Origin of the sequence: Brevibacillus sp. JNUCC-41, assembly GCF_014844095.1 — a bacterium.
Classification (GTDB): Bacteria; Bacillota; Bacilli; order Bacillales; family DSM-1321; genus Peribacillus; species Peribacillus aracenensis.
Window position 1 is genome coordinate 2,776,051 of sequence record NZ_CP062163.1, and the last position, 23,606, is coordinate 2,799,656.

A 23,606-nucleotide genomic window follows, 5' to 3' on the forward strand; every position below is an offset into this window, starting at 1 on the left:
AATTAAAAACTCATTAAATCCACAATAACGATTATTGCTAATGAAACCCATACAAGAAAAAGGATTGCAGTAAGATGAGGGTATAGGCATAATGATTTAAATTTTTTCAGTCAAAAGGATTTTGGAAATACTTGTCGAAAATTTATAAAAACAACGCTCATGTTGATAATATCCAGGCATGGGAAGAATGATGAACGGCTCTCCGGAAACTCGAAGAAATATGGATGACCCTCTCGGCTGTACTCAAGGCAAACGATTACTTTAATAAATCCCTAATTGCAAGCCAGGCTTAGTGAAAGCATGAAAGTCATTGTATCAATGTTGCGAAATTATCACTGCTTGCAAAAGTTTCAAGGGTAAAGGGACTGGGTGACAATGCAATATAAAAGGAGCGTGATGGTAGTTGAACATCATTCAGAATTTCAATACCTTCGACTATTTTCCATTCCAGCCGGAATTTGAGATTCTATCGGATTACTATATAGAATATAAACAAAGAAATTCTGACCATTCAACTACATTATTCTATCAATTTAAAATCAATCGGGATTTAATGAATCCAATGTCCGTCATTCCCGATGGGTGCATCGACATATTATTTTATTGCGATCCCGATAGCCCCTCCGCAGATGTATGCGGGAGTGTCCTCAAGTACAAAACGATAAACTTTCAGGCTAATTGTGAATATTTCGGTGTGAGGTTTTTGCCTAAGCAGGAAACCCAGCATTTTAAATATTCCATGAAGGAGGTAATCAATCGCCAAATCCCCTTAGCCGATATGGTGAAAATTGGACCTACCATTATGGAAAGGTTAATAAAAGAACGGGATTTTCGTAGAAGAATAAAGCTATTCAAAGAAGAAATAGGGATTAATATTTTTGCGTGTAATGAGTTGCCTGCCATTATAGAATATTCCTTGGACAAAATATATTCTTCTAAAGGAAATGTAAATATGAATCAATTAGCCGCTGAGACCGGATACTCTACAAGGTACTTGCGAAAGCAATTCGATGCCCATGTAGGGATGCCGCCCAAATTATTCAGCCAAATAGTGAGGTTCCAAAACTCCCTGCATATGTTATTGAACAAACGGGCTTTTACAGTTTGGGATGTGATTAATGAGAATGGATATTTTGATCAATCACATTTAATTAATGAATTTAAAAAATTTGGTTATATGACTCCAAATGAATTCATCAATGCCGTTTCAGGAAATTGTCAAACCCAATATAATGTTATTGATATATAGTGATTACATTGGAAAGATCCCGTTCATACGAGATCTTTTTTTTGTTTGGTTTTAATCCATAGCTTAAATATTCTGAATGTTCCGCTTTTTACAATAAAAAAATAATGCGCAGCCTTATTCTTTTAATAGATATACGATGGTTGTTTTTGAGATTTCCACTAGAAAGGGGAAACGATGGATGGGGAAAAAATATCAATTGTTCATTGATGGGCGATGGGTTGATTCATTATCTGGAAGAACATTTGAATCACTTAATCCTGCAACAGATGAAGTGAATGCTGTAGTTGCCGAGGCTGGTCCGGAAGATGTTGATTTAGCGGTAAAAGCTGCACGGAGGGCGTTTGAATCTGGCCCATGGGCTGGAATGGCGCCGGGGGATAGGGGAAGGTTACTGAATAAAGTGGCACAGGCACTGTGGGAGAAAGCTGATATGCTAGCCGAAGTCGAATCACAAGATAACGGGCTGCCAATCAATGAGACAAAATTCATTGCGATGCCAGCCATGATAGATGTACTCGAATTTTATGCGGGGTTAGCAAATAAAGTCCAGGGAAGTACCCTTGCTTCTCCTAATAGCCGGTTCAATTATACCTTGAAGGAGCCAATCGGTGTCATAGGAGCCATAGTGCCTTGGAACTTTCCTCTTATGCTGACGATGTGGAAGCTAGCCCCTGCTTTAGCGGCAGGCAATACGATCGTGATCAAACCAGCTGAGCAAACTCCTGTAAGCATTCTGGAAATGGTTAAAATCTTTCAAGAAGTCGGAATTCCAGATGGAGTCATCAATGTTATTCCGGGATACGGGAAGATAGCGGGGGATGCCCTCTCATCACATCCGGACGTCGATAAAATCGCTTTTACGGGTTCAACGAATACTGGCCGCCTAATCATGCAGGCAGCAAGTAAGAACTTAAAACCAATCAGCCTTGAATTAGGGGGGAAATCACCAAATATCGTTTTTGATGATGCTTCCATTGAGAATGCAGTGAATGGATCCATGTTTGGTATCTTCTTCGCCCAAGGCCAAGTATGCGCCTCGGGTACAAGACTTTTTGTGCAGGAAAGCATATATGATCGATTCATGGATTCATTCGTGAAGAAAGCACAATCCATCCGTGTAGGGAATCCTTTAGATCAAACGACCCAAATGGGACCGCAAGTTTCTTTACAGCAACTGAACAAAATTCAACAGTACGTAGCGGCCGGACTGGAACAGGGAGCTAATCTTGTCATGGGCGGCGAAAGAAACACGTTGGCAGGAAAAGGCTATTTTTTCACGCCCACCGTTTTTGAGAATGTCACCAATGATATGACAATTGCCCGGGAAGAAATTTTTGGGCCGGTTTTGTCGGTCATCAAGTTCAAAGATGAAGAGGATGCATTGAACAAGGCAAATGACAGCTTGTATGGGTTGGCTTCAGGTTTATGGACCAATGATTTAAAACGGGCGCACCGTATGGTAAGGGGGTTAAAAGCGGGGACGGTGTATGTGAACACGTTTAGCATGCTTGATAGTACAGCCCCTTTTGGCGGCAGGAAGCAAAGCGGTTTTGGAAGGGAACTGGGCATCCAAGCGATGGATATGTATACGGAAACAAAAAATGTGTGGATTGATTTGAATGAGCAAGGCTTGAACTGGTATGGAGTTTAAGGGCAGGGATTTGATCAGCTCTTCTCACGGGTACTGGCTTAAGTTGGATTTCCTGCTATCCGCTTGATAAATCCGTATGAATGGGGTGGGTTTACTGAATATTGGCTATCTCTTCATCTTATTGAATATGATTGTTTTAGGTCTTTCAATCCCGGCCGGCAGTGTAGCAATGGCAACCATTCCCGTATGGCTGTTTACGGCCATGACGCTTGGCATCGCTTGTATGATCTTACTGCCAGCAGCGAAAATATACGAAAGAATCAAGTGGAAAGGGCTAGGATATAAAACGTACTTCGGGATATTCATGCAATCCCTTTTTACCGTTACATTATATACGGTCTTCCTTTTATATGGTTTGAAATACTCTAGTGTGATAGCGGCTGGAATCATAAATAGTATGGTGCCAGCCGTAACGCTGGTTCTTTCCTTCATATTATTGGGAGAAAGATTGAACATCCGTAAGGGCATAGCCATCATGCTAGCTGTTTCAGCTGTTCTGGTAATGGAGCTCGCAGGTGCGAGTACTGAGGGGGAATCCAGTGCATTAGGGATTGCTTTCATGATATTGGCAGTTGTGTCATTGGGCTTGTTTTTTGTATATGCAAAGAAATTCGCAGTGGATGTGCCACCGGTGACAATGGCCGCAGGACTGTGCTTAATGGGTTTTCTAACTACGCTGCCGATGGCCATTCATGAGGCGATATCCTTTGATTGGGGAAAAATGACGCTTGGTTTATGGGGGGCTGTCATAGCCTATACCTTGCTTGGGTGGGTATTTGCTTATATTTTCACGTACTTAGGAATTTCAAAGGTACCAGCAAGCACCATCGGGATGGCAACGGCAATCATCCCGATTACTGCAATGCTATATGCCGTGTTATTCCTGGGGGATAAATTACGAAAGGTCGATATCATTGCGACTGTTTTATTAATACTATCGATATTCATTGCAGAATCAAAAGAAAGTGTAAAGGAAGGAAAAGAGTCCATTCCAGTTATCGGGAAAGATGATGCGGTAGGCAAATGAAATCTGCACTTTATACACGAGTCACTTCGAGGGAAAGTTTACTTAATAGATAGAATGATATTTTAACTATAAGGGAGAGGTTAATATGGAAAAAACGTCTAGTATGAAAGTGACGAGGGAAAATCATCCGCTTGATCCATTAACGGCCGAAGAACTTAAACTGACGGTCCAGATTTTAAAACGTGATAAAGGATTGGATGACCATTACCGCTTTGCTAACATCAGCTTACTGGAACCTGCAAAATCCATTGTTCTGGGTTATCGGGAAGAAAAACGAATCAATAGAGAAGCATTCTGTATCATTCTTCATAATAAAGAGGGAAAAACATATGAGGCTGTAGTTTCCTTAACGGAAGGCAGCATAAGGTCATGGAAACTTATTCCGGGAGTGCAGCCATCCATAATGGCTGATGAATTCATGGAGTGTCAGGAAGTCGTGAAACGCCACCCTGAGATGATGAAAGCCTTTGCCAAAAGAGGGCTTACGAATATGGATGATATCATGGTCGATCCATGGTCAGCAGGGAATTTTGGAATCGAAGAGGAAGTGGATGTACGAATCGTCAGGGCTTTATGTTATTACCGTACATCATTATATGATAATGGGTATGCTCGTCCCATTTCAGGATTATATGTCCTTGTAGACTTAAATAAGATGGAAGTCCTCAAGATTGTGGATAAAGGTGTCATACCATTTCCGCCGCTTGATGGAAATTATACACCTGATCAAGTAGGTAACATGAGGCAGGATGTTAAACCTTTGGAAATAGTCCAACCCAAAGGACCAAGTTTCACGACGGAAGGCCATGTGATAGATTGGCAAAAATGGAATATCCGTTTTGGTTTCAACTCCCGGGAAGGTCTTGTCCTTCATACGGTCAGTTACAATGATGATGGAGTGCAGCGGCCAATCCTGTATAGAGCTTCTTTATCCGAGATGGTGGTGCCTTATGGCGATCCAACAGATCCGGTGAACAGGAACAATGCTTTCGATGCAGGGGAATACGGCATTGGCATGTTGGCGAACTCACTAGAACTCGGGTGTGACTGTCTAGGTGAGATAAAGTACTTTGACGCGAATCTGGTGGATAGTAAAGGGAATGTAATTCATATCAAAAATGCAATTTGTTTACATGAGGAGGATTTTGGAATCGGGTGGAAACATACGGATTGGAGGACAGGTCATGTTGAAGTTCGCCGTTCAAGAAGATTGGTCCTATCGAGCATTTCGACAGTTGGAAATTACGAATATGGATTTTATTGGTATTTCTTTCAGGATGGGACGATACAGTTTGAAGTGAAATTGACAGGCATATTGCATACACAAGCCATCGAACCTGACCGGAAGCACCCGCATGGCAATTTGGTTGCACCTCAATTATTTGCTGCACACCATCAGCATTTCTTTAATATGAGGCTTGATATGATGGTTGATGGAATTAAAAATTCAGTTTATGAAGTCAATACAAAAAGTATGGAAAAAGGACCGGACAACCCATATGGAAATGGCTTCTACCCGGTTTCGACTTTGCTTAAAAATGAATCCGAGGCGGTCCGGGACCTAGATTTGCGCACAGCGCGTTTCTGGAAAATCGTCAATCCATCAAAAACGAATATATTGGGGGAACCGGTTGGTTATAAATTGTTTGCCGGGGAGAACTGTTTCCCGTTCGCCCATGATGATTCGCATTTATTAAAACGGGCTGGATTTATAAAACATCATTTTTGGGTGACGCCATTCGATCCTGAAGAACAGTTTGCATCAGGGAGATACCCAAACCAACATGCAGGTGGGGATGGGTTGGAAGAGTGGGTTAAGGCCGAGCGCTCCATTGAAAATGAAGATGTGGTGGTCTGGTATAACATGGGCCACCATCATATAACCCGACCTGAAGATTGGCCAGTCATGCCTACCGCTTATATTAGCTTCATTTTGAAACCGACGGGCTTTTTCAATCGGAATCCAGCTCTTGACGTGCCTCCCTCAAAACCAAAGAATTCAGCTTGCCAGATGGGCGGTAATTCTTCCTGTCATTAAAAATAAATCGTTTCACTATTGCTCGTAAAGGGGGAAATGAATCGCATGCTGCTGCTGACCAGTTTTATGATAGTCATGGCATATACAGTTTACTTTTCTAAAAAAGCTCATCAGAAAAAAGAGCATATTGGTGTTAGCCTGGGAAAATGCATGGTCATGATGTTAAGCATGACCACAAGTTTAACCTTAAGTTTAATGCTGTCATTCCTTTTGCCCGGCAAGCTGGCGGTTTTAACCGTCCTGGCTATCGCATTATGTGCAGTGGCAGCAGCAATCATCGGAAGGCCTTTCGGTTTAACAGCGGTTATGGAATCTCTATCAACAACTCTGATGGGGGCAATGATGGGAGCCATGCTTGGGGTCATGCTGCCTCTTGATTCACAAACTTTCATGCTAGTTTCGATGGATCTGATCTACCTTGCCAGTATATTCTTTGTGACTTTTTATATAAAAAGAGAGGATGTAAAAGAACTAAAAAGTGGGAGGGGATTTGCACCTTTCTATCTGACACTCTTGTTCTCCATCATTATTATCGGAACGACGGCTGTTTGGGAAAGTGATTATTTCAAGGTCGGTGATGATTCGGAAATGGACATGCAACATCATCAACATGGTGGGTAGCTGCAATAATGTCACTAACATCAAAAAGGGCTGCATCTGCAGCCCTTTTTGTGTTGCGGAAACATTTCATAAAATTTCCAAGGGTCATTTCAAATAATGCGAACATATTAAAAGAAGACAAATTGAAATTTCCTGCTTAGTTTTGAACATACATATATGGGGGTTGTAAATGGATATATTATTAGCTCTCTTACCGGCATTATTCTGGGGAAGCATCGTTTTATTTAATGTGAAACTCGGGGGAGGACCCTATAGTCAAACACTAGGTACAACGATTGGCGCCTTGATTTTTTCAATTGGTGTTTATATTTTTGCAGATATTAAGTTGTCACTCCTGGTGTTTGGAGTCGGAGTCGTATCTGGATTGTTTTGGGCCGTTGGACAAGCTAACCAGCTTAAGAGCATTGATTTAATGGGAGTTTCCAAAACGATGCCAATATCAACAGGATTGCAGCTCATAGCAACCACTTTATTCGGGGTCATCGTTTTTAACGAATGGTCTACAAAGAAAGCGATTATTTTAGGCGTTTTGGCTTTAGTCTTCATCATTATAGGAATCGTCTTGACCTCCTTGGAAGATAAAGAATCGAAAGAGGGCAAGTCGGGAAACTTGAAGAAAGGAATCGTTATTCTCCTCATCTCGACATTCGGTTATTTGGTTTATGTGGTCGTGGCCCGTCTTTTTGATGTTAACGGGTGGTCAGCGTTGTTCCCTCAAGCGATAGGGATGGTGATAGGCGGTCTGTTATTGACTTTTAAACATAAACCGTTTAACAAATATACGATTCGCAATATCATTCCGGGATTGATATGGGCTGCAGGGAACATGTTTTTATTCATATCCCAGCCCCGTGTAGGCGTGGCTACTAGTTTTTCCCTTTCACAAATGGGCATAGTCATCTCAACTATTGGCGGGATCATCATTTTACGTGAAAAGAAAACGAAGCGCCAACTAATTGGAATTGTAATTGGAATTATCTTGATCATCATAGCTGGGATTATGCTCGGGGTGGCAAAAAGTTAATAATTGGAGGGTGATTAAATGTATACAGATTTAGAAGGTAAAGTCGTTGTTATAACGGGTTCATCCACTGGCTTAGGAAAAGCGATGGCCATTCGCTTTGCTAAGGAAAAGGCAAAGGTCGTGGTTAATTATCGTACTAAATTAGAGGAAGCAGATAGTGTAATGGAAGAAATCAAAACAAGTGGTGGGGAAGCCATTGCTGTTAAAGGCGATGTCACCATTGAAGAAGATGTGATTAACCTTGTTCAATCAGCGGTAAATAATTTCGGGAAACTCGATATATTCATCAATAATGCAGGAATTGAAAATCCTGTTCCATCTCACGAGATGCCGTTAAGTGACTGGAATAGAGTGATTAATACCAATTTAACCGGAAATTTCCTGGGGTGCCGTGAAGCGATCAAGTATTTTGTCGAGAACGATATTAAAGGGAATGTTATAAACATGTCCAGTGTACATGAAATGATTCCCTGGCCTTTATTCGTTCACTATGCGGCAAGCAAGGGCGGGGTGAAGCTGCTTACGGAAACCCTGGCTCTTGAATATGCACCAAAAGGAATCCGTGTGAACAGCATTGGTCCTGGAGCCATCGCCACGCCAATAAATGCCGACAAGCTTGAAGATTCCGAAAAGAAAAAAGATCTTGAAAGCATGATTCCGATGGGGTATATCGGAAAGCCTGAAGAAATTGCTGCGGTTGCTGCATGGCTGGCATCTTCAGAGTCCAGTTATGTAACGGGCATCACTCTATTCGCTGACGGGGGAATGACAAAATACCCTGCATTCCAAGCGGGAAGAGGATGAATGTAGTTTAATTTGATGCAATAAGAATCCCAGCAGGAACATTCCTGCTGGGATTCTTGTTAAACATGCATTAACGAGTATGATGATTATACCAGCTAATGAAGTTATCGACGACCGTATCGATAAACTGGACAGTCGACTCATGTGTAAGCTTGCCTTCGTTATCGATTTTGTCATGAACTGCACCAACATATACTTCATTTCCGGGAAGGAGCGGGGAGGAGATGCCTAATGCGAATAGGATCTCACGTAAATGCAATTGAGCTTTAACCGTTCCTAATTGCCCCATTGACGCACCCATGATCCATGAAGGTTTGCCGATCAAGACTTTATCGACACGTGATAACCAATCGATTGCATTGCCCAATACGCCTGGAATCGTACCATTGTATTCAGGTGTTACCCACAAGACTGCATCTGCTTCAGCCACTTTGCTTTTAAATTCTTTAACAACTAATGGAGGGTCATTTTCAATATCTTGATCATAAAAAGGTAAATCCCGAATGGTCAAGATTTCAAGATCAAATCGATCTTGATATCTAGTTTGAATATATTTTGCTAGCTTAAGGTTGTAAGACTCTTTACGAATACTTCCCACTATTGCAACAACTTTCATCTTCAATACCTCCAAGGATTATTAATGGATAATCATGTAAATGTGATCCATTTACCTATTATAATTGGAATATAGATGAAAGGGAAAAAGGATGCTTGAGAAATAATCATTCTGCGGATCGCCCTTCATTCACACCACGATGGAAATGCTTCTCCATGACATAGCCAAAAAAGGAGGCAAGCATTTGTTGAAACAGCATGCCAAGTACAACGGGAACAGCTACGGCAGCAGGGAAATAGGTTGTTGCAAGAACGGCTCCAGCACTGATATTTCGCATACCGCCTGTAAATGTCAAGGTGATGATATCCGCCTTTTCCCATCTTAAAAATGCACCGACCATCCAAGAAAGGGCATAACCTGAAGCTGCTATGAACAAAACCAGGAAGGCCATGATCATTAATTTCTTATCGAAATGGGTTAAGTAAGGAGCGATTTTTGAACTGTTCAATATGACTACGATTCCAACGCTTATCTTGGAAAATGGAGCTAAGCGGGGAGATAGTGTATATTGTATTCTCCCTTTTGTAGCCTGATTCAAGAACATGGCAAGCATGGAGGGAAGAACGACCATTCCGATTAATCCTTTCACAATCGATCCCAAATCCATTTCAATCGAACCGCCTCCAAGAAGGGAAACACTGTAAGGAACGATGAATGGCGAGAGAAGGGTGTCGATCAAGATGATGGTTAGGGCAAGTATGGCATTCCCATTATAAATGGATACCCAGATCATACTGGTGACACCGGTTGGAATCACTACAGCCAGGACTAGTCCGGTAATCGTGAAAGCATCACCATGAAACACTAAGTGGCCGAGACCAAAAGCCCAAATAGGCATGAGCATATGAAGGATGAGCAATACGATGAAAACCGGTAAAGGGTGGGTGACGGCCTGTTGCAAAGATTTAAAGTTGGAGCCTAAACTTCCGGAAAATGTAATGAAGGCGAATATCCATGGAACAAGAAAGGTGTAATCGATTAGATGTCCGGCCAATAATACCCCAATCACCACGCTTAACGGAGTGATGAGGGGCATGATTTTATCCATTTGTTCATTTAATTTTTTCAAAATCATTCATCCACTTCCTAAGCTATTCTATTAAGTAAGTTTACCATATTCCTAAAGAGATAATTTGTAAGACAAGTAATTTGTCTGTTTATTTTCGGAATAGTGAAAAGCATGTATTGGAAGGATTCATCGTTCCAAAAAGGATTTTCCCGATTATGTTCATTAACAAGAGATTTTGTCAGGTTTGCTCGATGCATCGTTGTATATTCATCGAAAAATAGTTTAAAGTAGAGGGGAGAGGTGAGGAGAAATGTCAGAAAAGGTTTCCAGTATAATGTGGTTTAGTCTTGCAGTACAAGCCCTGCTTGTTCTTGCTGATCATGATGGATTATGCAATAGTAATAAATTGGCTGATAAGCTTGATTCGGAGTCAGGTTTTCTTAGAAAAATATTAAGTAATTTAGTGAAGGCAGGGCTGATTAAAGCAAAGGAAGGCAGGGATGGAGGTTATTCACTTTCCAAAAATCCCGACCAAATCATTCTTGCAGATATATACGCTGCAATTAAATCCGAACCTTTTTCAAAGGGCTTTCTTGATGTGAATGATAAGAAATGCTTTCAACCATCTTCACGCGAAGCTTTATGCGGATTGAAAAACGAGATGGAGAGCTGGATTATACAAGGCTTGGAGCAGAAAACGATTGCTGATTTACTTTCAAAATCATAATGTAAAAAACGAAACTGAAAGGGTTTCGTTTTTTATAAACTGTATTTGACAAAAGAACAGTATGCGTTATATACTGTTCCTGTATTAATTACAGTTAAATGGAGGTCATTATAAATGACAAAAAATATAATGAGTAAAGAAGAATACTTAAATAAATCGAAAGAATTGAATATACCGTTTGAAAAGCCCAAAGTCCTTAATGATACGGACTTCATTACGGTAGCAAAAGAACGGAGATCTGTTCGCCAGTATGATGCTGAATACGTGATGACTGAAGAGGAAATTCGCGAAATCCTGGATATTGCGATCCAAGCACCGTCTTCTTCCAACTTACAGCCATGGAGATTCCTTGTGATCCAAGATAAGCAAACCCAACAAGAATTGCTCCCCATCGCCAATAACCAACAACAAATCGTCGATGCATCTGCTGTCATTGCCGTTTTAGCGGATATAGAAGGCTACAAAAATGCAGAGCGGATTTATGGTGAATTAGTCAATAAAGGGATCATGAAGAATGAAATCAAAGAGCCATATGTGGCATCTATTCTGCATAATTACGGTAACTTTTCCGCTGAAAAGGCATTAAGTGTAGCCATGATTGACGGTGGCTTGGTATCCATGCAGATCATGTTAGCTGCAAAAGCAAAAGGGTACGATACAGTCCCAATGGGTGGTTTCGATGAAGCCAAATTTGTGGATGCATTCAATGTACCGGAAAACTTCAAACCTGTCATGTTAATTTCCATTGGAAAAGGAACTAAAGCAGGATTTGAAAAAGTCCGTTTGCCACTTGATACTGTATTGACTTGGAATAAATACTAAGGTTTTGGAAAAATATTTGTACTATGTTAAAAGGATAGCTAAAACTCGCTATCCTTTTTTTCATGATTTGAGATTTGCTCTCTACTCATAAAAATGATTATTCTCGCAAGCGATATAAGGATATGTTACAATTTTTCCATATATTTCTTTCAGGATATCTCTTCTGAAACAGTGCTAAAGAATTATTTTTGGAGCTGAAAGCCAAAAAATACAGCAATTATCGTTGGCCGTTTACAATGGATGGGAGGGAGTCCTTATGAAGAATAAGAAAAGTGAAGTGTTCTCGTGGTTGAAATCTATCTTATTCGCTGTAATGATCGTGTTCATTTGCCAACAGTTTTTATTTACACCAGTTACAGTAAAAGGTGAATCAATGGAGCCGACTTATGAAAATGATGACCGGATAGTGGTAGCTAAAATCGGAAAGCCGGAGCGCTTCGATATGGTCGTATTTTATGCTCCCGATGCGGAAGAGAATTATATAAAAAGGGTAATCGGTCTACCAGGTGACAGCGTCGAAATGAAAGATGATGTCTTATTTATCAATGGGAAAAAGTATACAGAACCATATTTGAAAACAAAAAAAGGGGAAATTCCACCTGAAGAAAATCTGACGGAGAATTTCACCCTGAGTGATTTACTTGGAAAATCCAGGGTACCTGCCGGCCATTTATTTGTCATGGGGGATAATCGAAGGAATAGTTGGGATGGAAGAAGATTTGGTTTTATTTCTGAAAAATCACTTGTGGGCAAAGTGAAATTTCGTATCTCCCCATTAAATGAAATGGGAGTGCCGAAGTAAATGGAAAGCCAAGAGGATTATTATTATATGGACTAAGTTGTATTTATAGCAGATGATGGATAAGAACCTTTCCCTGTGGTTAAGGTTTTTCATTTTGGATTGTAGGGGGATTAATATGACGAATGGATTAGCTGACATCTCCATCCCGATGTTGGATGAAGAAATGGGACGGCAGGTTAAAGGACATGTCGATTCACTGACTGTTCCTCTGGGGAGCCTAGGCCGGCTTGAAGAATGGATAATCGAACTGGCCAAGATGACAGGATTGGCATTTCCGGACATTTCGAAACCGGGGGTGATCGTGTTTGCGGCCGACCATGGTATTACGGAAGAAGGGATTTCGGCTTATCCTAAAGAAGTGACGGAACAAATGGCACTTAATTTCCTGAATGACGGTGCTGCCATCAATGTATTGAGCCGCGCGATAGATGCATACTTGGACATTGTCGATATAGGGATCGATGCAGATATCGAAGCACCGGGGTTAACTTCGAGAAAAGTCCGCAATGGAACTAGAAATTTTTATAAAGAAGAGGCGATGACAAAGGAAGAAGTAATTCAAGCGCTTGAAATTGGATATGACCGTGCACAGAAAATGATTGCCCGTGGTGCGAACTGCCTGATCCTTGGTGAAATGGGAATCGGAAATACGACTTCCAGTACCGCCATCATCTCCATCGTAAGCGGGAAAAGCGTTGGATCACTAGTGGGGCAGGGAACAGGATTGAAGTCAGAAGGCATTATACATAAGCGGAGAATAATTGAAGAAGCGATTTCATCAAGAAATCCTAATCCAGATGATCCAATCGATATTTTGATGAAAATCGGCGGGTTCGAAATTGCAGGTATGGCAGGGGCCATGCTTGCTGCAGCGAATAACCGTATACCCATTCTTGTTGATGGTTTCATTACAACCACGGCTGCTGTATTGGCCAACCTGATTTCCGGACGTGCAGCCGACTATATGTTTGTTGGTCATCAATCTGCAGAACCTGGTCATAGAACGGCCATAGAACTGCTTGGCAAGGAGCCGATCCTCGATGTAGGAATGAGAATTGGGGAAGGAACAGGGGCTGCCCTGTCATACCCCATTCTTAAGGCAGCGACATTGGTCATTAAAGAAATGGCAACATTTGAATCTGCAGGCGTGTCAAATAAGTAAGAAATAGGAGACCTTCATTGTGATGGTCTCCTATTTTTATAACTTCTTTCAGTTCACTTTTACTTAATGGGCAGATGCCCTTTATATTTCTTCATTTTCCTGACGACGGAAGGCTGGCTGATCCCTAAGAATTTAGCCATTTCATATGTGGACTTACATTGTTTACTCGCTTTCATCATCATCCATTTTTCCACTTGTTCGAGGGCGGTATTGAGATCACTATCATCAACCATCACATCGTCAATCATTAGGGAATCATCTATTTTCTCAAAAGATTCTTGTCCATGGAAATGGGAGGGGAGAAAGCCAGGGAAAATGATGGAGTCTTCCGAGGTCAAAATGAGCCGTTCAATCAAGTTTTCCAATTCACGCACGTTTCCTGACCATTTATGCTGAATCAGTATTTCGTAAGTGGAAGGGTGCAATTTCTTATCTGACTTGTATTTCTTGTTGATGATTTCAAGATTATGATTGATTAAGATGGCAATATCTTCTTTTCTTTCTCGTAATGGCGGTATTTGGATGGGGATCACATTTAAGCGATAATACAAATCGAGCCTGAATGTTCCCTTTTCCACCATTTCCTCAAGGTTTTGATTGGTTGCCGTTACAAGCCGAAAATCTATCTTATGCTCTTTTTTTCCGCCAACCCTTTTAAAAGTCTTCTCTTGCAGGACATTTAATAATTTCACTTGCATATCCAGCGGAAGCTCTCCGATTTCATCCAGAAATAGGGTTCCATTATCCGCCTGTTCTACTAGCCCTTGCTTCCCCTGCTTCTGCGCTCCGGTGAAGGACCCCGCTTCATATCCAAACATTTCAGATTCAAAGAGACTTTCAGGGATGGTACTGCAGTTGACTTCGATGAATGGCTCTTTGCTGCGGTAACTCTGATTGTGCAGCCTGCGGGCGAATACGCTCTTCCCTACACCGGATTCACCGAGAAGCATGACTGTCGCATCCGTTTTGGAAACACGGTGTATCGTTTTGGCGATTTGCCGCATTTCCTTGCTGCGATAGATCAGCTCTTCCTGTTCCCTAAGTTCCTCGACTTCCGATTGGTATTCTTGAATCTTTCTCTCCAATTGACCATACTGATCCTGGAGGTTCCTGATTTCAGTTTGATCTTGGGCATAGCTGACGACACGAATCAATTCACCATCATCATCAAAGATGGGATAGGCAGTCGACATGACGATTTTTCCCGTCTTTGTATGCTGCATGATCTGGATAGGTGTTTTCTCTTTCAATACCATGGCGGAAATCGACGGTGAAAGGATTCCTTCCGTCTCGAGCTGGTAAACTGATTTTCCAAGATAATGTTCCGGTTCGATTCCATATATCCACCAATGGTTAGGATTCGTGAATAAAATGAATCCTTTTTCATCGGTCACGGTAATATTATTATTGGATGTGTTGATGATGCATTCCAAAACTCTTTTGACATTATTATCACTCATCATTTTCCCCCTTATCCACTGTTCCGGTGATTCAAATATAAATCAAAAATAGAGGTGAAATCAAGAATTTTCAGATATTTCGATTTGGAATTGAATCATTTTTTATAAGAGCCATGCCTGAGATAGTCTCACTCACTTCATTCATCAAAGCTAAAACTAGAGTAATAGAGTAGCGAATCCACCTTAAGTATATGGATATTTACGGTTAACCTACTTATGTTTGGGTATAAATAAAATAGAGAGTAATCGATTGAAGGAGTGATTGACTTGACTGAAAAAAGAACCTTGGGACAATATTTATACAACTGCTTAAAAGCAGAAGGCATTACAGAGATTTTTGGTGTGCCTGGAGACTATAATTTCTCATTGCTAGATACTTTGGAAGATTACGATGGGATTGAGTTCATTAATGGACGAAATGAACTCAATGCAGGATACGCTGCGGACGCTTATGCCCGTGTGAAGGGAATTTCGGCACTCATCACCACCTTTGGTGTCGGTGAAATGAGCGCATGTAATGCAATCGCTGGCGCGTACAGTGAGAATGTGCCGCTCATACATATTGTCGGCTCGCCAAAGTCCATGATGCAACAGGAGAAGGAGCTTGCCCATCATACGTTTATGAATGGAGATTTTGATGTTTTCCGTAAGGTTTATGAGCATATCACCAGTTATACGGCAATTCTTACACCAGAAAATGCAGCAAGGGAGATACCGGCTGCAATCAGGATCGCGAAAGAAAAGAAAAAGCCCGTTTATTTGGTAGTGGCTATCGATCTTGTTGAAAAACCGTTGGTTTCTCACGGTGAGACTTCTGAAAATGTGGCCAAAACGAATGTCGATGCGCTGCAGTCAGCAGTGAAGCATATAAAAGGGATGCTAGAACATGTGAACAAAGCGGTTCTGATTGTCGACGTGAAAACACTTCGTTATAACCTGCAGAAACCCGTACTGCAGCTCGCTGAGAAGTTAAATGTTCCAGTTGCTTCGCTAATGCAGGGAAAAAGCGGGTTTGATGAGAGCCATCCCCAGTATATCGGTGTTTACGGCGGAGCTTTCGGAAGTAAGGATGTCACTCAGACTGTTGAAGAAGCGGATTTCATCATAGCCGTTGGAGCTGTTTGGTCAGACGTCAATACCTCCAAAGGTACAGCAAAGCTTAACCCGTTGAAAATGGTGGAAATTCAACCTGATACAGTTAAAGTGGGGGAAGCCAGCTATATGAATGTCAAGGCGGAGGAAATTCTAAATGCACTCCAGGACATTGGGTACCGGCAGAACGAATCTGTGGGAAACATCTCATTTCCTTATGACACAATGGTTGAAGACCCATCAGCACCATTGAAGGCCGCTTCTTATTATCCTCGAATTCAGCAAATGTTAAAAGAAAATGACATTGTGGTCACGGAAACAGGAACATTCTCTTATGGCATGTCACAGGTCAGGTTGCCGAAAGGGGCGACCTACATAGCTCAGGGAGGCTGGCAAAGCATCGGATATGCCACGCCCGCAGCTTTCGGTGCTTGCATAGCGGATAGAAACCGGCGTGTTCTTTTGTTCACCGGGGACGGATCGATACAGCTGACGGCACAGGAAATAAGCTCGATGCTGGAGAACGGCTGCAAGCCCATCGTGTTTATTCTAAACAATAACGGTTACACGATAGAAAAATTCTTGAACGTAAAAGTCGATATAGAAAAACAGAAATACAACGAGATACCAGAGTGGAATTATACAAAACTGGCTGAAGCGTTTGGTCAAGAGGCATTTACAGCAAAAGTCGAGACGAATGGTGAACTGGATGATGCCATTACAAATGCTCAGAACGCTGATAAGCTTTGCCTTATAGAATTGGTCGTGAAAGATCAAATGGATGCCCCGGAATATTTGCAAAAAATGAGGCAGTATCTTGAAAAACAAGAGAAACTAAAGTAATGCCATGTTCGAAATGCTCTCACTCGGGCGGTCATGGAGCCTCTTCGGCGCTCTTTGCGCCTATGGGGTCTCCCTTGGACACGCTTTTCTAAGCAGGAGTCTCGAACAGCTCCTCCAATCAACTTCGTTTAAAAAATTCAGATAGAAACCCATTTGGGGAAAGGGAGCTGATTTCTGAAATCAACTGAACTTTTTAAATAAAAAACTGCAGGCAAACTGAGTTTTCATAGAGTTTGGCGCAAAATGGTGTTCGAAGTCCAAATAGTAAGGTGAAGGTCAAAAAAAATTCTTGAATGGTCGAATATAGTGCTTCGGCCTTTATGGTTTATTACTCTAATTCTCATTGGATGGAAGAAATATGCGACACTCCTTGCCGAATAACTGGCTAGGAAACCCTTCAGCCGCTTGCTTTGATGAGAAGCCTGCGGAAAGAGAGAGGGTTTCTGAAACAGCTGGAACGGATTTTTTAAAGAAAGGTCTTCTGTTTATGAAGGCCTTTTTTTATTGGTATGGATACTGTACTTACGATATATCTATACGGCTCGATCAAGGACAAGAATGCAAGTTGGAAAAGTAATAGGATGGATTCCAAAAAGATAATGAGAATGGTAATAAGCCATAACACCAGTTGGCAGCCATTTGACATAATAATACGCAAAAAAGCGTGTATGATAGTTTATCAAAACACGCTTTTTGTTCTTTTATCAAGGCATTTAATGCCATATCATTATTTAGTTAAGAACTCGGACTGCCTTTACAAAGCTAGGTCCCCAGTAAGAACTGTTGATGTCAGCGTAGGATACACCTTTAGATGTGGAAGCATTCAGCATTTGACCATTACCGGCATAAATTCCCACATGATTGATTACACCATCATTGTTGGTATCGAAAAATACTAAATCCCCTTTTTGGAGGGATTTTGAAGATACCATTGTACCAACGTGTGATTGTGCCACTGAATTTCGAGGCAAGGAAACACCTGCACTTTGGAATGCCCTTAATGTGAATGAAGAGCAATCAAACACATCAGTGCGTGAAGTGCTAGCACCGTAAACATACTTCGCTCCCATATATTTAGCGCCAGCAGCCAAAACTTGATCTGCTTTGTTCGATTTGGACTGTTTTTTAATTGCAGATCCTGAGACTTGTCCGGAAACCCGGATGGATTGGCCAATACGAATACGATTTGAATTGGAAATAGTAGGGTTCATTTTAAGTAAGGCACTAAGGGAAAGGTTATATCTTTTAGAGATTGTTGATAAGGAATCCCCTAATTTAACCACATAAACTTCTGTTGTATTTTTACTATTATTCGTATTCGTATAGTTGTTAAGGGTATTAACCTTCAAGACCTGGCCAGGAAAAATAAGGTTACTAGTCAAATTGTTTTTAGACTTTAATTGTTTGACAGTCATATTATTGACTCTAGCAATCTTATCCAGGGTGTCACCGGATTTGACCCTATATGTAGCATTAGAAGGACTGTTTTTAGCCGCAGAGCTAGATGCAGGGGCTTTTCCGGAAACCCGGATGGATTGGCCAATATAAATGCGATCTGAATTAGAAATATCAGTATTTAATTTAAGCAGGGCACTAAGGGAAATGTTATACTTTTTAGCAATTTTTGATAAAGTATCCCCCAGTTTAACCACATATTTTTCGGTTTTATCTATATTTTTATCTGTATGGTTGTTAAGGTTATTAACCTTCAAGACTTGGCCGGGAAAAATAAGGTTACTGGTCAAATGGTTTTGAGACTTTAATGTTTGGACAGTTGTATGATTAGCTTTAGAGATTCCATCAAGGGTGTCCCCTGATTTAACTTGATAAGAACCAGCATAAGCGGAAGTGCCTGCCACTAGGGTACCTATAATAGTACCTGCAAGAATGAAAGAGTTTTTAGAATTGTTCATTTAGGAAAGTTCCTCCTGATGTGGTAAAAAAATATGTAGCATTTATATTATAAGGGTATGGACTATAAAAAACATGACCCATATAAATAAAATTCAACTTTTTCGTCATTTTTCGCGTAATCTTGCTACAGATAAATGGGGGTTTATGGGATTTAGATGGAGTGTAAGAGGGCCATACTGTAATTTCGTATAAATGGAAGTTTGAAGTAATTAAAAAGAAAGGTAAGAATAGAATATCCTTACCTTTCCATGATTCATTTTTTAATATTGTCTATAAACGTAGGGATCATCCGGTTCAGCGATTTTACTATGTGATGATACTTTGAGCAGGGGAATGGTTTTCTTGAATGGCTGATAATAAATGGATTCCAATTCACCTTTCACGGAATACCACTCATCATTTTTGGGATGCATTCCTTCAGGAAATTCGATTAGCATACCGAATACCCCAGAGTCCGCGACACAGTGAATGACCCCAAACCGGAACAAGAATACCTGGTTTTTGGCTAGCTCATTTGAATTGTACGAAAATCCGGTTAACGTTATTTGCTTGCCAGTGAACTTTCCAGGAGAGTAATAGATGGCTTCTAAATCGTTTAGGTAGTTTTCATCTGTTAATTGAAGACTATCACGATCAACCAAGCCTTTGAGAGAGTTATCCATTAAAGTTAAATAGTCATCCTTGCCATAATAAAGACTCGTATCCGGCTGCAGGAATTGATGCTGGCTATATTCATCTGAGTCTTCATATACTGGGAAATGAAACCCCTTTTTTTCTACAATATTGGAGTCCATAGTGGCAACAGGCAAAAAAAGACCGGTTAAAATGGGAATGAAGAATAGTAAGTAAGTAAGGTTCATTTTCCATTTCTTATTTTCCTGGGAGTGATCATGTCCGCACTGACAATCATCACCTTCTTCTTGATTATCTTCCTTAAAATATAAGTAAGATCCCATTAACGTGAATATTGCCAATATATAGATGGCAATCTGTGAAACATATGAATATTCCATATTAATGTATTTCGATATATTCCCTGAGGCGTGTAAATGCATGAATAAAAAAGTAAGTCCAAGTAATATGAATAATCTTCCCATATAAAACACCCTCTTTAAGAAATAAACAATAAAGTTAGGCCTAAGACGGAAATGAATATATAGGCCATCAAACATAAAACGAATTTTGTTTTGAAGGTACCTAAAAGCATGATTGTATTTTTAATATCAAACATGGCCCCGAATACAAGAAAAGCAACTAGTGAAGAGGGCGAGAAGGTACTTCTAAAAGAACTTGCAACAAAGGCATCCGCTTGGGAACACAAGGACATGACATAGGACAAAGCCATCATGACTGCATTCCCGGATAGTTTTCCTTGACCGATTTCAAGCAATAGGGATGTTTTCAAAAAAGTTTGAATGGCAGCTGCCAGCAATGCACCAATGATTAAGTATTTTCCAACAGAAAAGAACTCTTCAATCGAGTGTTTGAACATTCCCGTTATTTTGTCTTTAAATGTAAGTTTATGTTGATGTATATGTTCGATATGTTCCTGTTTAAGCTGATTTGTCTTAAACTGAAAAGACAGGATGCATGCAATGATCAGGACGACCACGAATGCAATTCCACCACGATAGAAAACCATGCTCCAGCTATTACCAAACGCTATATAGGTGGAAAACAGGACAATCGGATTGAGAATGGGTGCAGAAAGCATAAAGGCAATGGCCGCTGAAAGAGGAACCCCTTTTGCGATCAAACGGCGGGTAATCGGGACAATCCCGCACTCGCAGGCAAGAAAAAAGACTCCTGCACCTATTGCGGTTAGAACAGATAAGATTGGATTTTTCGGAATGATTTTTGCAATCATCTCTTCTGACACAAACATTTGGATGATTCCAGATATAAGGACTCCCAGTAAAATGAAGGGAAGGGATTCAATTAGGATACTAATAAAAATTGTATTCATTTGCAAAAGGGCCTGAACGTTCATCATAAACCACCTTCCATATTGCTGACTTAACTATATTAGGTTCGTAATAGAAGGAAGTCAATTTATTATTACTGGGGTAATAAGCTGGAAGTTGAAGGGGTAAGGAACTTATGGGATATTGAGGGACTTGAATGGTCTAATGTATAAGTTTGGCAGGAATAATTATTACTTCAATATAAGCCTTGTTCCTTTTGGCTAGAGCTTACATTAGCGATATTCATAATGTTTTCATACACGACTTGTTGATATGGATTTAGGGATGCTTACGGACAAAGTACAGTCCCTCAAAGTTGTGTAATATCCACGGAATTTACACAACTTTGAGGGGATAAAATCATGGTTCATTTTTTCGGCACAGCTTTATTAATTAGGTTTTTACGGGATATGAACGGATTGTCGGTAATCCAGAAACGCCAAGGATAATCTTTTGCTGCCCCGGAGTTGTCGATTCCGACGCGGGGGCCGCTGGATATGTGTTCAGGCATTTTTCCGGCAGCAAGATATAGCGGGGGATCCGTAAAAGTTCGACCATAATCATCCATGGTGATGCCTAGTGCCTTTGTTAGCTTCCCAGGTCCATCGGTCCATTTTCGAATATCGGCAATTCCGCGTCTTTCCTGCATTAACTCAAGCCCTGAATAGGGTTCAACAGCTCGAATTAAAATGGCCTCCGGATTTTCAGGCCCGCCGCTTACGACATTGACCAGTGTATGTGTGTGCATGACGTAAGTGTAAATCAATCCGGAATTACCGAACATCACTTCCGTCCGTTTTGTCCTTCTATTTCCAAAACTATGTGCGGCCTTGTCCCCTGGTCCGATATAGGCCTCTGTTTCAACAATGAATCCAGAAGCGGTTCCATCCGCTGTTTCTTTTACAATGAGGCAGCCGAGAAGGGATTTCGCCAGTTCAAGCGTGGGCTGCTGATAAAAATCTGCGGGTAAAATTGAATGGTTTATCATAGTATCACTCCATTTAGTCTCATACAGGTAAAATTCCCTTATCAATGAAAAAGAAACTTCAAGGGATTAAAAAGACCGGCTGAATATATTAGCCGGTCCTGAGCATATTTTTAGTCTAATTCTTTTTCCGTTTCTTGATCTCTTTTGATACGGCCTGAACCTACGGAAAGTGCCACTAATATCCCCGCGGAAACAAAAAAGATACCGGTGATGAAAACGCTGGAGAATGCATCGACCCAAGCATTTTCAATCGTTTTTACAAGGACATTGCTGACTTCTGCCGGCATTTTAAGGTTTTCCGGATAAAGCATGATGTTGAATAACGCATCCGTTTTATCGGCCAATGCTTTCAGTGCCTCATGCAATATAGGGTCCTTTTGGCTTACGACCGCATCATCCATATTTTGCTGGAGATTGTGATTCATGACAGCGTTCAAGATCGTGATGCCCATCGTTCCTCCTATAGATCGGAAGAATGTGGAAGCAGCTGTAACCGACCCTAGTTGGGATTTTGGAAACTCGTTTTGAACGGCAATCATCAATGTCGGCATGACAAGACCCATACCTATTCCAAGGATGGCCATGAATGAGTACGCAGTGAATATAGTCGTACTGCTGTCCATCATGCTCATTAGGAAGAAGCCAAGCGTTGCAAAGGCCATTCCAAAGGTAAGCACAGTACGAAAACGGAATTTCAATAGTAACCGCCCACCAATGATGCTGGAAAGAATCATGCCGACCATCATCGGAGTCATGGTCGATCCCGCTTTTGTTGGTGAAACTCCCAGTACGCCTTGCATGAACAGCGGGACGAACATGATTGCCCCGAACATTCCAAGGCCAAGCAGGAATCCCAAAATATTCGTGGTGGAAAAAACTCTATTTTTAAAAAGGGATAAATCAAGGATCGGTTCGACTGCTCTTCTTTCAAAAATGATGAATAGGGCAATGAAGACAATGGTGCTGCCGAAAATCAAGAAAGATTCCAGTGATAACCATTCAAATTTATCACCACCGAAGGTCAAGCCCAGCAGTAACAGCACAATACCAGGAATCAAGGTGAAAATCCCCAGGTAATCGATATTCACCTTCTCTGCTTTCCTTATGGCTTCATGTTTCAATCCTACATAAATCAAAATGGCAGATAGTAAGCCCGTCGGTACATTGATCAAAAAGATCCAATGCCAGCTGATATGGTCAACGATCAGGCCGCCCAGAAAAGGACCGATGACGGAACTTAAACCAAAAAGAGCTCCAAATACACCCTGCCATTTGGCTCTTTGTTCGGCAGAGAATATATCGCCGATGATCGTTTGGGATAAAGGCATGATCATCCCGCCGCCGATTCCCTGCAGCCCTCTATAAATGATCAATTGCTCCATCGAAGTGGCTGTGGCACATAAAAACGAACCAATCGTAAAAATGATCGTACCAAGCAGATAAAGGGAACGCCTGCCATATAAATCAGATAGCTTTCCAACAATGGGTACGACAGTCGTTGAGGCTATTAAATAGGCAGTCGTCACCCATGCAAATATGGTAAAACCATTCAATTCCCCGATAATTGTCGGCATGGCCGTACCGACGATCGTCTGTTCCAATGAACTGAAAAACATTCCTATGATCAATCCTGTTAAAACTAGCTTGGTATTAACTGATTTTTTTTCCATTTGCATATGATTTCTCCATTCCTGGAATTGTATTCCTTGTTCGTTTTGTGACTGATAGGTCAAAATTATAAATCTGAAATGACCATTTAGTCAACGGTTTTTTCACTGAAAATTTCCATTGAA

At 41.0% G+C, this 23,606-nt stretch carries 20 protein-coding genes; 12 read left to right on the forward strand and 8 right to left on the reverse strand.

Going from position 1 to position 23,606, the window contains the following annotated elements:
- The first annotated feature begins 403 nt into the window (after positions 1-403).
- The 7 genes from JNUCC41_RS13520 (at position 404) to JNUCC41_RS13550 (ending at position 8,414) form a co-directional block, all read left to right on the forward strand.
- Positions 404-1,249 (forward strand): helix-turn-helix domain-containing protein, encoded by an 846-nt coding sequence (locus JNUCC41_RS13520; RefSeq protein WP_192203448.1) that lies wholly within the window; start codon positions 404-406, stop codon positions 1,247-1,249.
- A 178-nt stretch (positions 1,250-1,427) separates the two neighbouring features.
- A complete protein-coding gene (locus JNUCC41_RS13525; protein ID WP_192203449.1) occupies positions 1,428-2,900 on the forward strand; it encodes an aldehyde dehydrogenase family protein in 1,473 nt (490 codons plus the stop codon).
- 76 nt (positions 2,901-2,976) lie between these two features.
- Positions 2,977-3,927: a DMT family transporter gene (locus tag JNUCC41_RS13530; RefSeq protein WP_192203450.1), complete on the forward strand. Its 951-nt coding sequence runs from the start codon at positions 2,977-2,979 to the stop codon at positions 3,925-3,927.
- An 85-nt stretch (positions 3,928-4,012) separates the two neighbouring features.
- On the forward strand, positions 4,013-5,965 hold the full coding sequence (locus JNUCC41_RS13535) for a primary-amine oxidase (protein ID WP_192203451.1): 1,953 nt from the start codon (positions 4,013-4,015) through the stop codon (positions 5,963-5,965).
- A 36-nt stretch (positions 5,966-6,001) separates the two neighbouring features.
- Positions 6,002-6,586 carry a hypothetical protein gene (locus JNUCC41_RS13540; RefSeq protein ID WP_192203452.1) on the forward strand — a complete coding sequence of 195 codons (585 nt, stop codon included), beginning with the start codon at positions 6,002-6,004 and terminating at the stop codon, positions 6,584-6,586.
- A gap of 169 nt (positions 6,587-6,755) precedes the next feature.
- Positions 6,756-7,610: a RhaT/GlcU family sugar-proton symporter gene (locus JNUCC41_RS13545; protein ID WP_192203453.1), complete on the forward strand. Its 855-nt coding sequence runs from the start codon at positions 6,756-6,758 to the stop codon at positions 7,608-7,610.
- 18 nt (positions 7,611-7,628) lie between these two features.
- On the forward strand, positions 7,629-8,414 hold the full coding sequence (locus JNUCC41_RS13550) for a glucose 1-dehydrogenase (protein WP_192203454.1): 786 nt from the start codon (positions 7,629-7,631) through the stop codon (positions 8,412-8,414).
- A gap of 70 nt (positions 8,415-8,484) precedes the next feature.
- Here JNUCC41_RS13550 and JNUCC41_RS13555 read toward each other — a convergent pair whose 3' ends face one another.
- Both JNUCC41_RS13555 and JNUCC41_RS13560 read right to left on the reverse strand, forming a co-directional pair.
- On the reverse strand, positions 8,485-9,030 hold the full coding sequence (locus JNUCC41_RS13555; RefSeq protein WP_192203455.1) for an NADPH-dependent FMN reductase: 546 nt from the start codon (positions 9,028-9,030) through the stop codon (positions 8,485-8,487).
- A 106-nt stretch (positions 9,031-9,136) separates the two neighbouring features.
- Positions 9,137-10,105, reverse strand: coding sequence for a bile acid:sodium symporter family protein (locus JNUCC41_RS13560; RefSeq protein WP_192203456.1), 969 nt, complete (start codon positions 10,103-10,105; stop codon positions 9,137-9,139).
- Positions 10,106-10,349: 244 nt separating this feature from the next.
- On the opposite strand from JNUCC41_RS13560, the gene JNUCC41_RS13565 reads away from it, so the two are divergent.
- The 4 genes from JNUCC41_RS13565 (at position 10,350) to cobT (ending at position 13,552) form a co-directional block, all read left to right on the forward strand.
- Entirely contained in the window at positions 10,350-10,766 is a 417-nt protein-coding gene (locus JNUCC41_RS13565) for an RrF2 family transcriptional regulator (RefSeq protein ID WP_192203457.1), read from the forward strand.
- A gap of 114 nt (positions 10,767-10,880) precedes the next feature.
- The gene (locus JNUCC41_RS13570) at positions 10,881-11,588 is read left to right on the forward strand and encodes a nitroreductase family protein (protein WP_192203458.1); all 708 of its coding nucleotides are present in this window, start codon (positions 10,881-10,883) and stop codon (positions 11,586-11,588) included.
- Between the two features lie 256 nt (positions 11,589-11,844).
- Positions 11,845-12,390 (forward strand): signal peptidase I, encoded by a 546-nt coding sequence (gene lepB, locus JNUCC41_RS13575; RefSeq protein WP_192203459.1) that lies wholly within the window; start codon positions 11,845-11,847, stop codon positions 12,388-12,390.
- A 115-nt stretch (positions 12,391-12,505) separates the two neighbouring features.
- Positions 12,506-13,552, forward strand: coding sequence for a nicotinate-nucleotide--dimethylbenzimidazole phosphoribosyltransferase (gene cobT / locus JNUCC41_RS13580; RefSeq protein WP_192203460.1), 1,047 nt, complete (start codon positions 12,506-12,508; stop codon positions 13,550-13,552).
- Positions 13,553-13,611: 59 nt separating this feature from the next.
- Here cobT and JNUCC41_RS13585 read toward each other — a convergent pair whose 3' ends face one another.
- A complete protein-coding gene (locus tag JNUCC41_RS13585; protein ID WP_192203461.1) occupies positions 13,612-15,015 on the reverse strand; it encodes a sigma-54 interaction domain-containing protein in 1,404 nt (467 codons plus the stop codon).
- A 264-nt stretch (positions 15,016-15,279) separates the two neighbouring features.
- Between JNUCC41_RS13585 and JNUCC41_RS13590 the strand changes: the two genes are divergently transcribed.
- Positions 15,280-16,947: an alpha-keto acid decarboxylase family protein gene (locus tag JNUCC41_RS13590; protein WP_430624064.1), complete on the forward strand. Its 1,668-nt coding sequence runs from the start codon at positions 15,280-15,282 to the stop codon at positions 16,945-16,947.
- Positions 16,948-17,678: 731 nt separating this feature from the next.
- Here JNUCC41_RS13590 and JNUCC41_RS13595 read toward each other — a convergent pair.
- The 5 genes from JNUCC41_RS13595 to JNUCC41_RS13615 all read right to left on the reverse strand — a co-directional run bounded on the left by JNUCC41_RS13595 (position 17,679) and on the right by JNUCC41_RS13615 (position 23,489).
- Complete coding sequence (locus JNUCC41_RS13595; RefSeq protein ID WP_192203463.1) at positions 17,679-18,860, reverse strand: C40 family peptidase; 1,182 nt, start codon at positions 18,858-18,860, stop codon at positions 17,679-17,681.
- 261 nt (positions 18,861-19,121) lie between these two features.
- Positions 19,122-19,958 carry a TIGR03943 family putative permease subunit gene (locus JNUCC41_RS13600; RefSeq protein ID WP_192203464.1) on the reverse strand — a complete coding sequence of 279 codons (837 nt, stop codon included), beginning with the start codon at positions 19,956-19,958 and terminating at the stop codon, positions 19,122-19,124.
- Between the two features lie 14 nt (positions 19,959-19,972).
- Positions 19,973-20,854 carry a permease gene (locus JNUCC41_RS13605; RefSeq protein WP_370662517.1) on the reverse strand — a complete coding sequence of 294 codons (882 nt, stop codon included), beginning with the start codon at positions 20,852-20,854 and terminating at the stop codon, positions 19,973-19,975.
- A gap of 338 nt (positions 20,855-21,192) precedes the next feature.
- Positions 21,193-21,813 carry a DNA-3-methyladenine glycosylase gene (locus JNUCC41_RS13610; protein WP_192203465.1) on the reverse strand — a complete coding sequence of 207 codons (621 nt, stop codon included), beginning with the start codon at positions 21,811-21,813 and terminating at the stop codon, positions 21,193-21,195.
- A 110-nt stretch (positions 21,814-21,923) separates the two neighbouring features.
- On the reverse strand, positions 21,924-23,489 hold the full coding sequence (locus JNUCC41_RS13615) for an MDR family MFS transporter (protein WP_192203466.1): 1,566 nt from the start codon (positions 23,487-23,489) through the stop codon (positions 21,924-21,926).
- Positions 23,490-23,606 lie beyond the last annotated feature (117 nt).

Coding starts and splice junctions, on each gene's coding strand:
- lepB (WP_192203459.1), top strand. CDS start 11,845: ATGAAGAATAAGAAAAGTGAAGTGTTCTCGTGGTTGAAATCTATCTTA.
- JNUCC41_RS13615 (WP_192203466.1), bottom strand. CDS start 23,489: ATGCAAATGGAAAAAAAATCAGTTAATACCAAGCTAGTTTTAACAGGA.
- JNUCC41_RS13530 (WP_192203450.1), top strand. CDS start 2,977: ATGAATGGGGTGGGTTTACTGAATATTGGCTATCTCTTCATCTTATTG.
- JNUCC41_RS13560 (WP_192203456.1), bottom strand. CDS start 10,105: ATGATTTTGAAAAAATTAAATGAACAAATGGATAAAATCATGCCCCTC.
- JNUCC41_RS13585 (WP_192203461.1), bottom strand. CDS start 15,015: ATGATGAGTGATAATAATGTCAAAAGAGTTTTGGAATGCATCATCAAC.
- JNUCC41_RS13535 (WP_192203451.1), top strand. CDS start 4,013: ATGGAAAAAACGTCTAGTATGAAAGTGACGAGGGAAAATCATCCGCTT.
- JNUCC41_RS13610 (WP_192203465.1), bottom strand. CDS start 21,813: ATGATAAACCATTCAATTTTACCCGCAGATTTTTATCAGCAGCCCACG.
- JNUCC41_RS13605 (WP_370662517.1), bottom strand. CDS start 20,854: ATGATGAACGTTCAGGCCCTTTTGCAAATGAATACAATTTTTATTAGT.
- JNUCC41_RS13555 (WP_192203455.1), bottom strand. CDS start 9,030: ATGAAAGTTGTTGCAATAGTGGGAAGTATTCGTAAAGAGTCTTACAAC.
- JNUCC41_RS13565 (WP_192203457.1), top strand. CDS start 10,350: ATGTCAGAAAAGGTTTCCAGTATAATGTGGTTTAGTCTTGCAGTACAA.
- JNUCC41_RS13550 (WP_192203454.1), top strand. CDS start 7,629: ATGTATACAGATTTAGAAGGTAAAGTCGTTGTTATAACGGGTTCATCC.
- JNUCC41_RS13600 (WP_192203464.1), bottom strand. CDS start 19,958: ATGGGAAGATTATTCATATTACTTGGACTTACTTTTTTATTCATGCAT.
- JNUCC41_RS13525 (WP_192203449.1), top strand. CDS start 1,428: ATGGGGAAAAAATATCAATTGTTCATTGATGGGCGATGGGTTGATTCA.
- JNUCC41_RS13570 (WP_192203458.1), top strand. CDS start 10,881: ATGACAAAAAATATAATGAGTAAAGAAGAATACTTAAATAAATCGAAA.
- cobT (WP_192203460.1), top strand. CDS start 12,506: ATGACGAATGGATTAGCTGACATCTCCATCCCGATGTTGGATGAAGAA.
- JNUCC41_RS13595 (WP_192203463.1), bottom strand. CDS start 18,860: ATGAACAATTCTAAAAACTCTTTCATTCTTGCAGGTACTATTATAGGT.
- JNUCC41_RS13540 (WP_192203452.1), top strand. CDS start 6,002: ATGAATCGCATGCTGCTGCTGACCAGTTTTATGATAGTCATGGCATAT.
- JNUCC41_RS13545 (WP_192203453.1), top strand. CDS start 6,756: ATGGATATATTATTAGCTCTCTTACCGGCATTATTCTGGGGAAGCATC.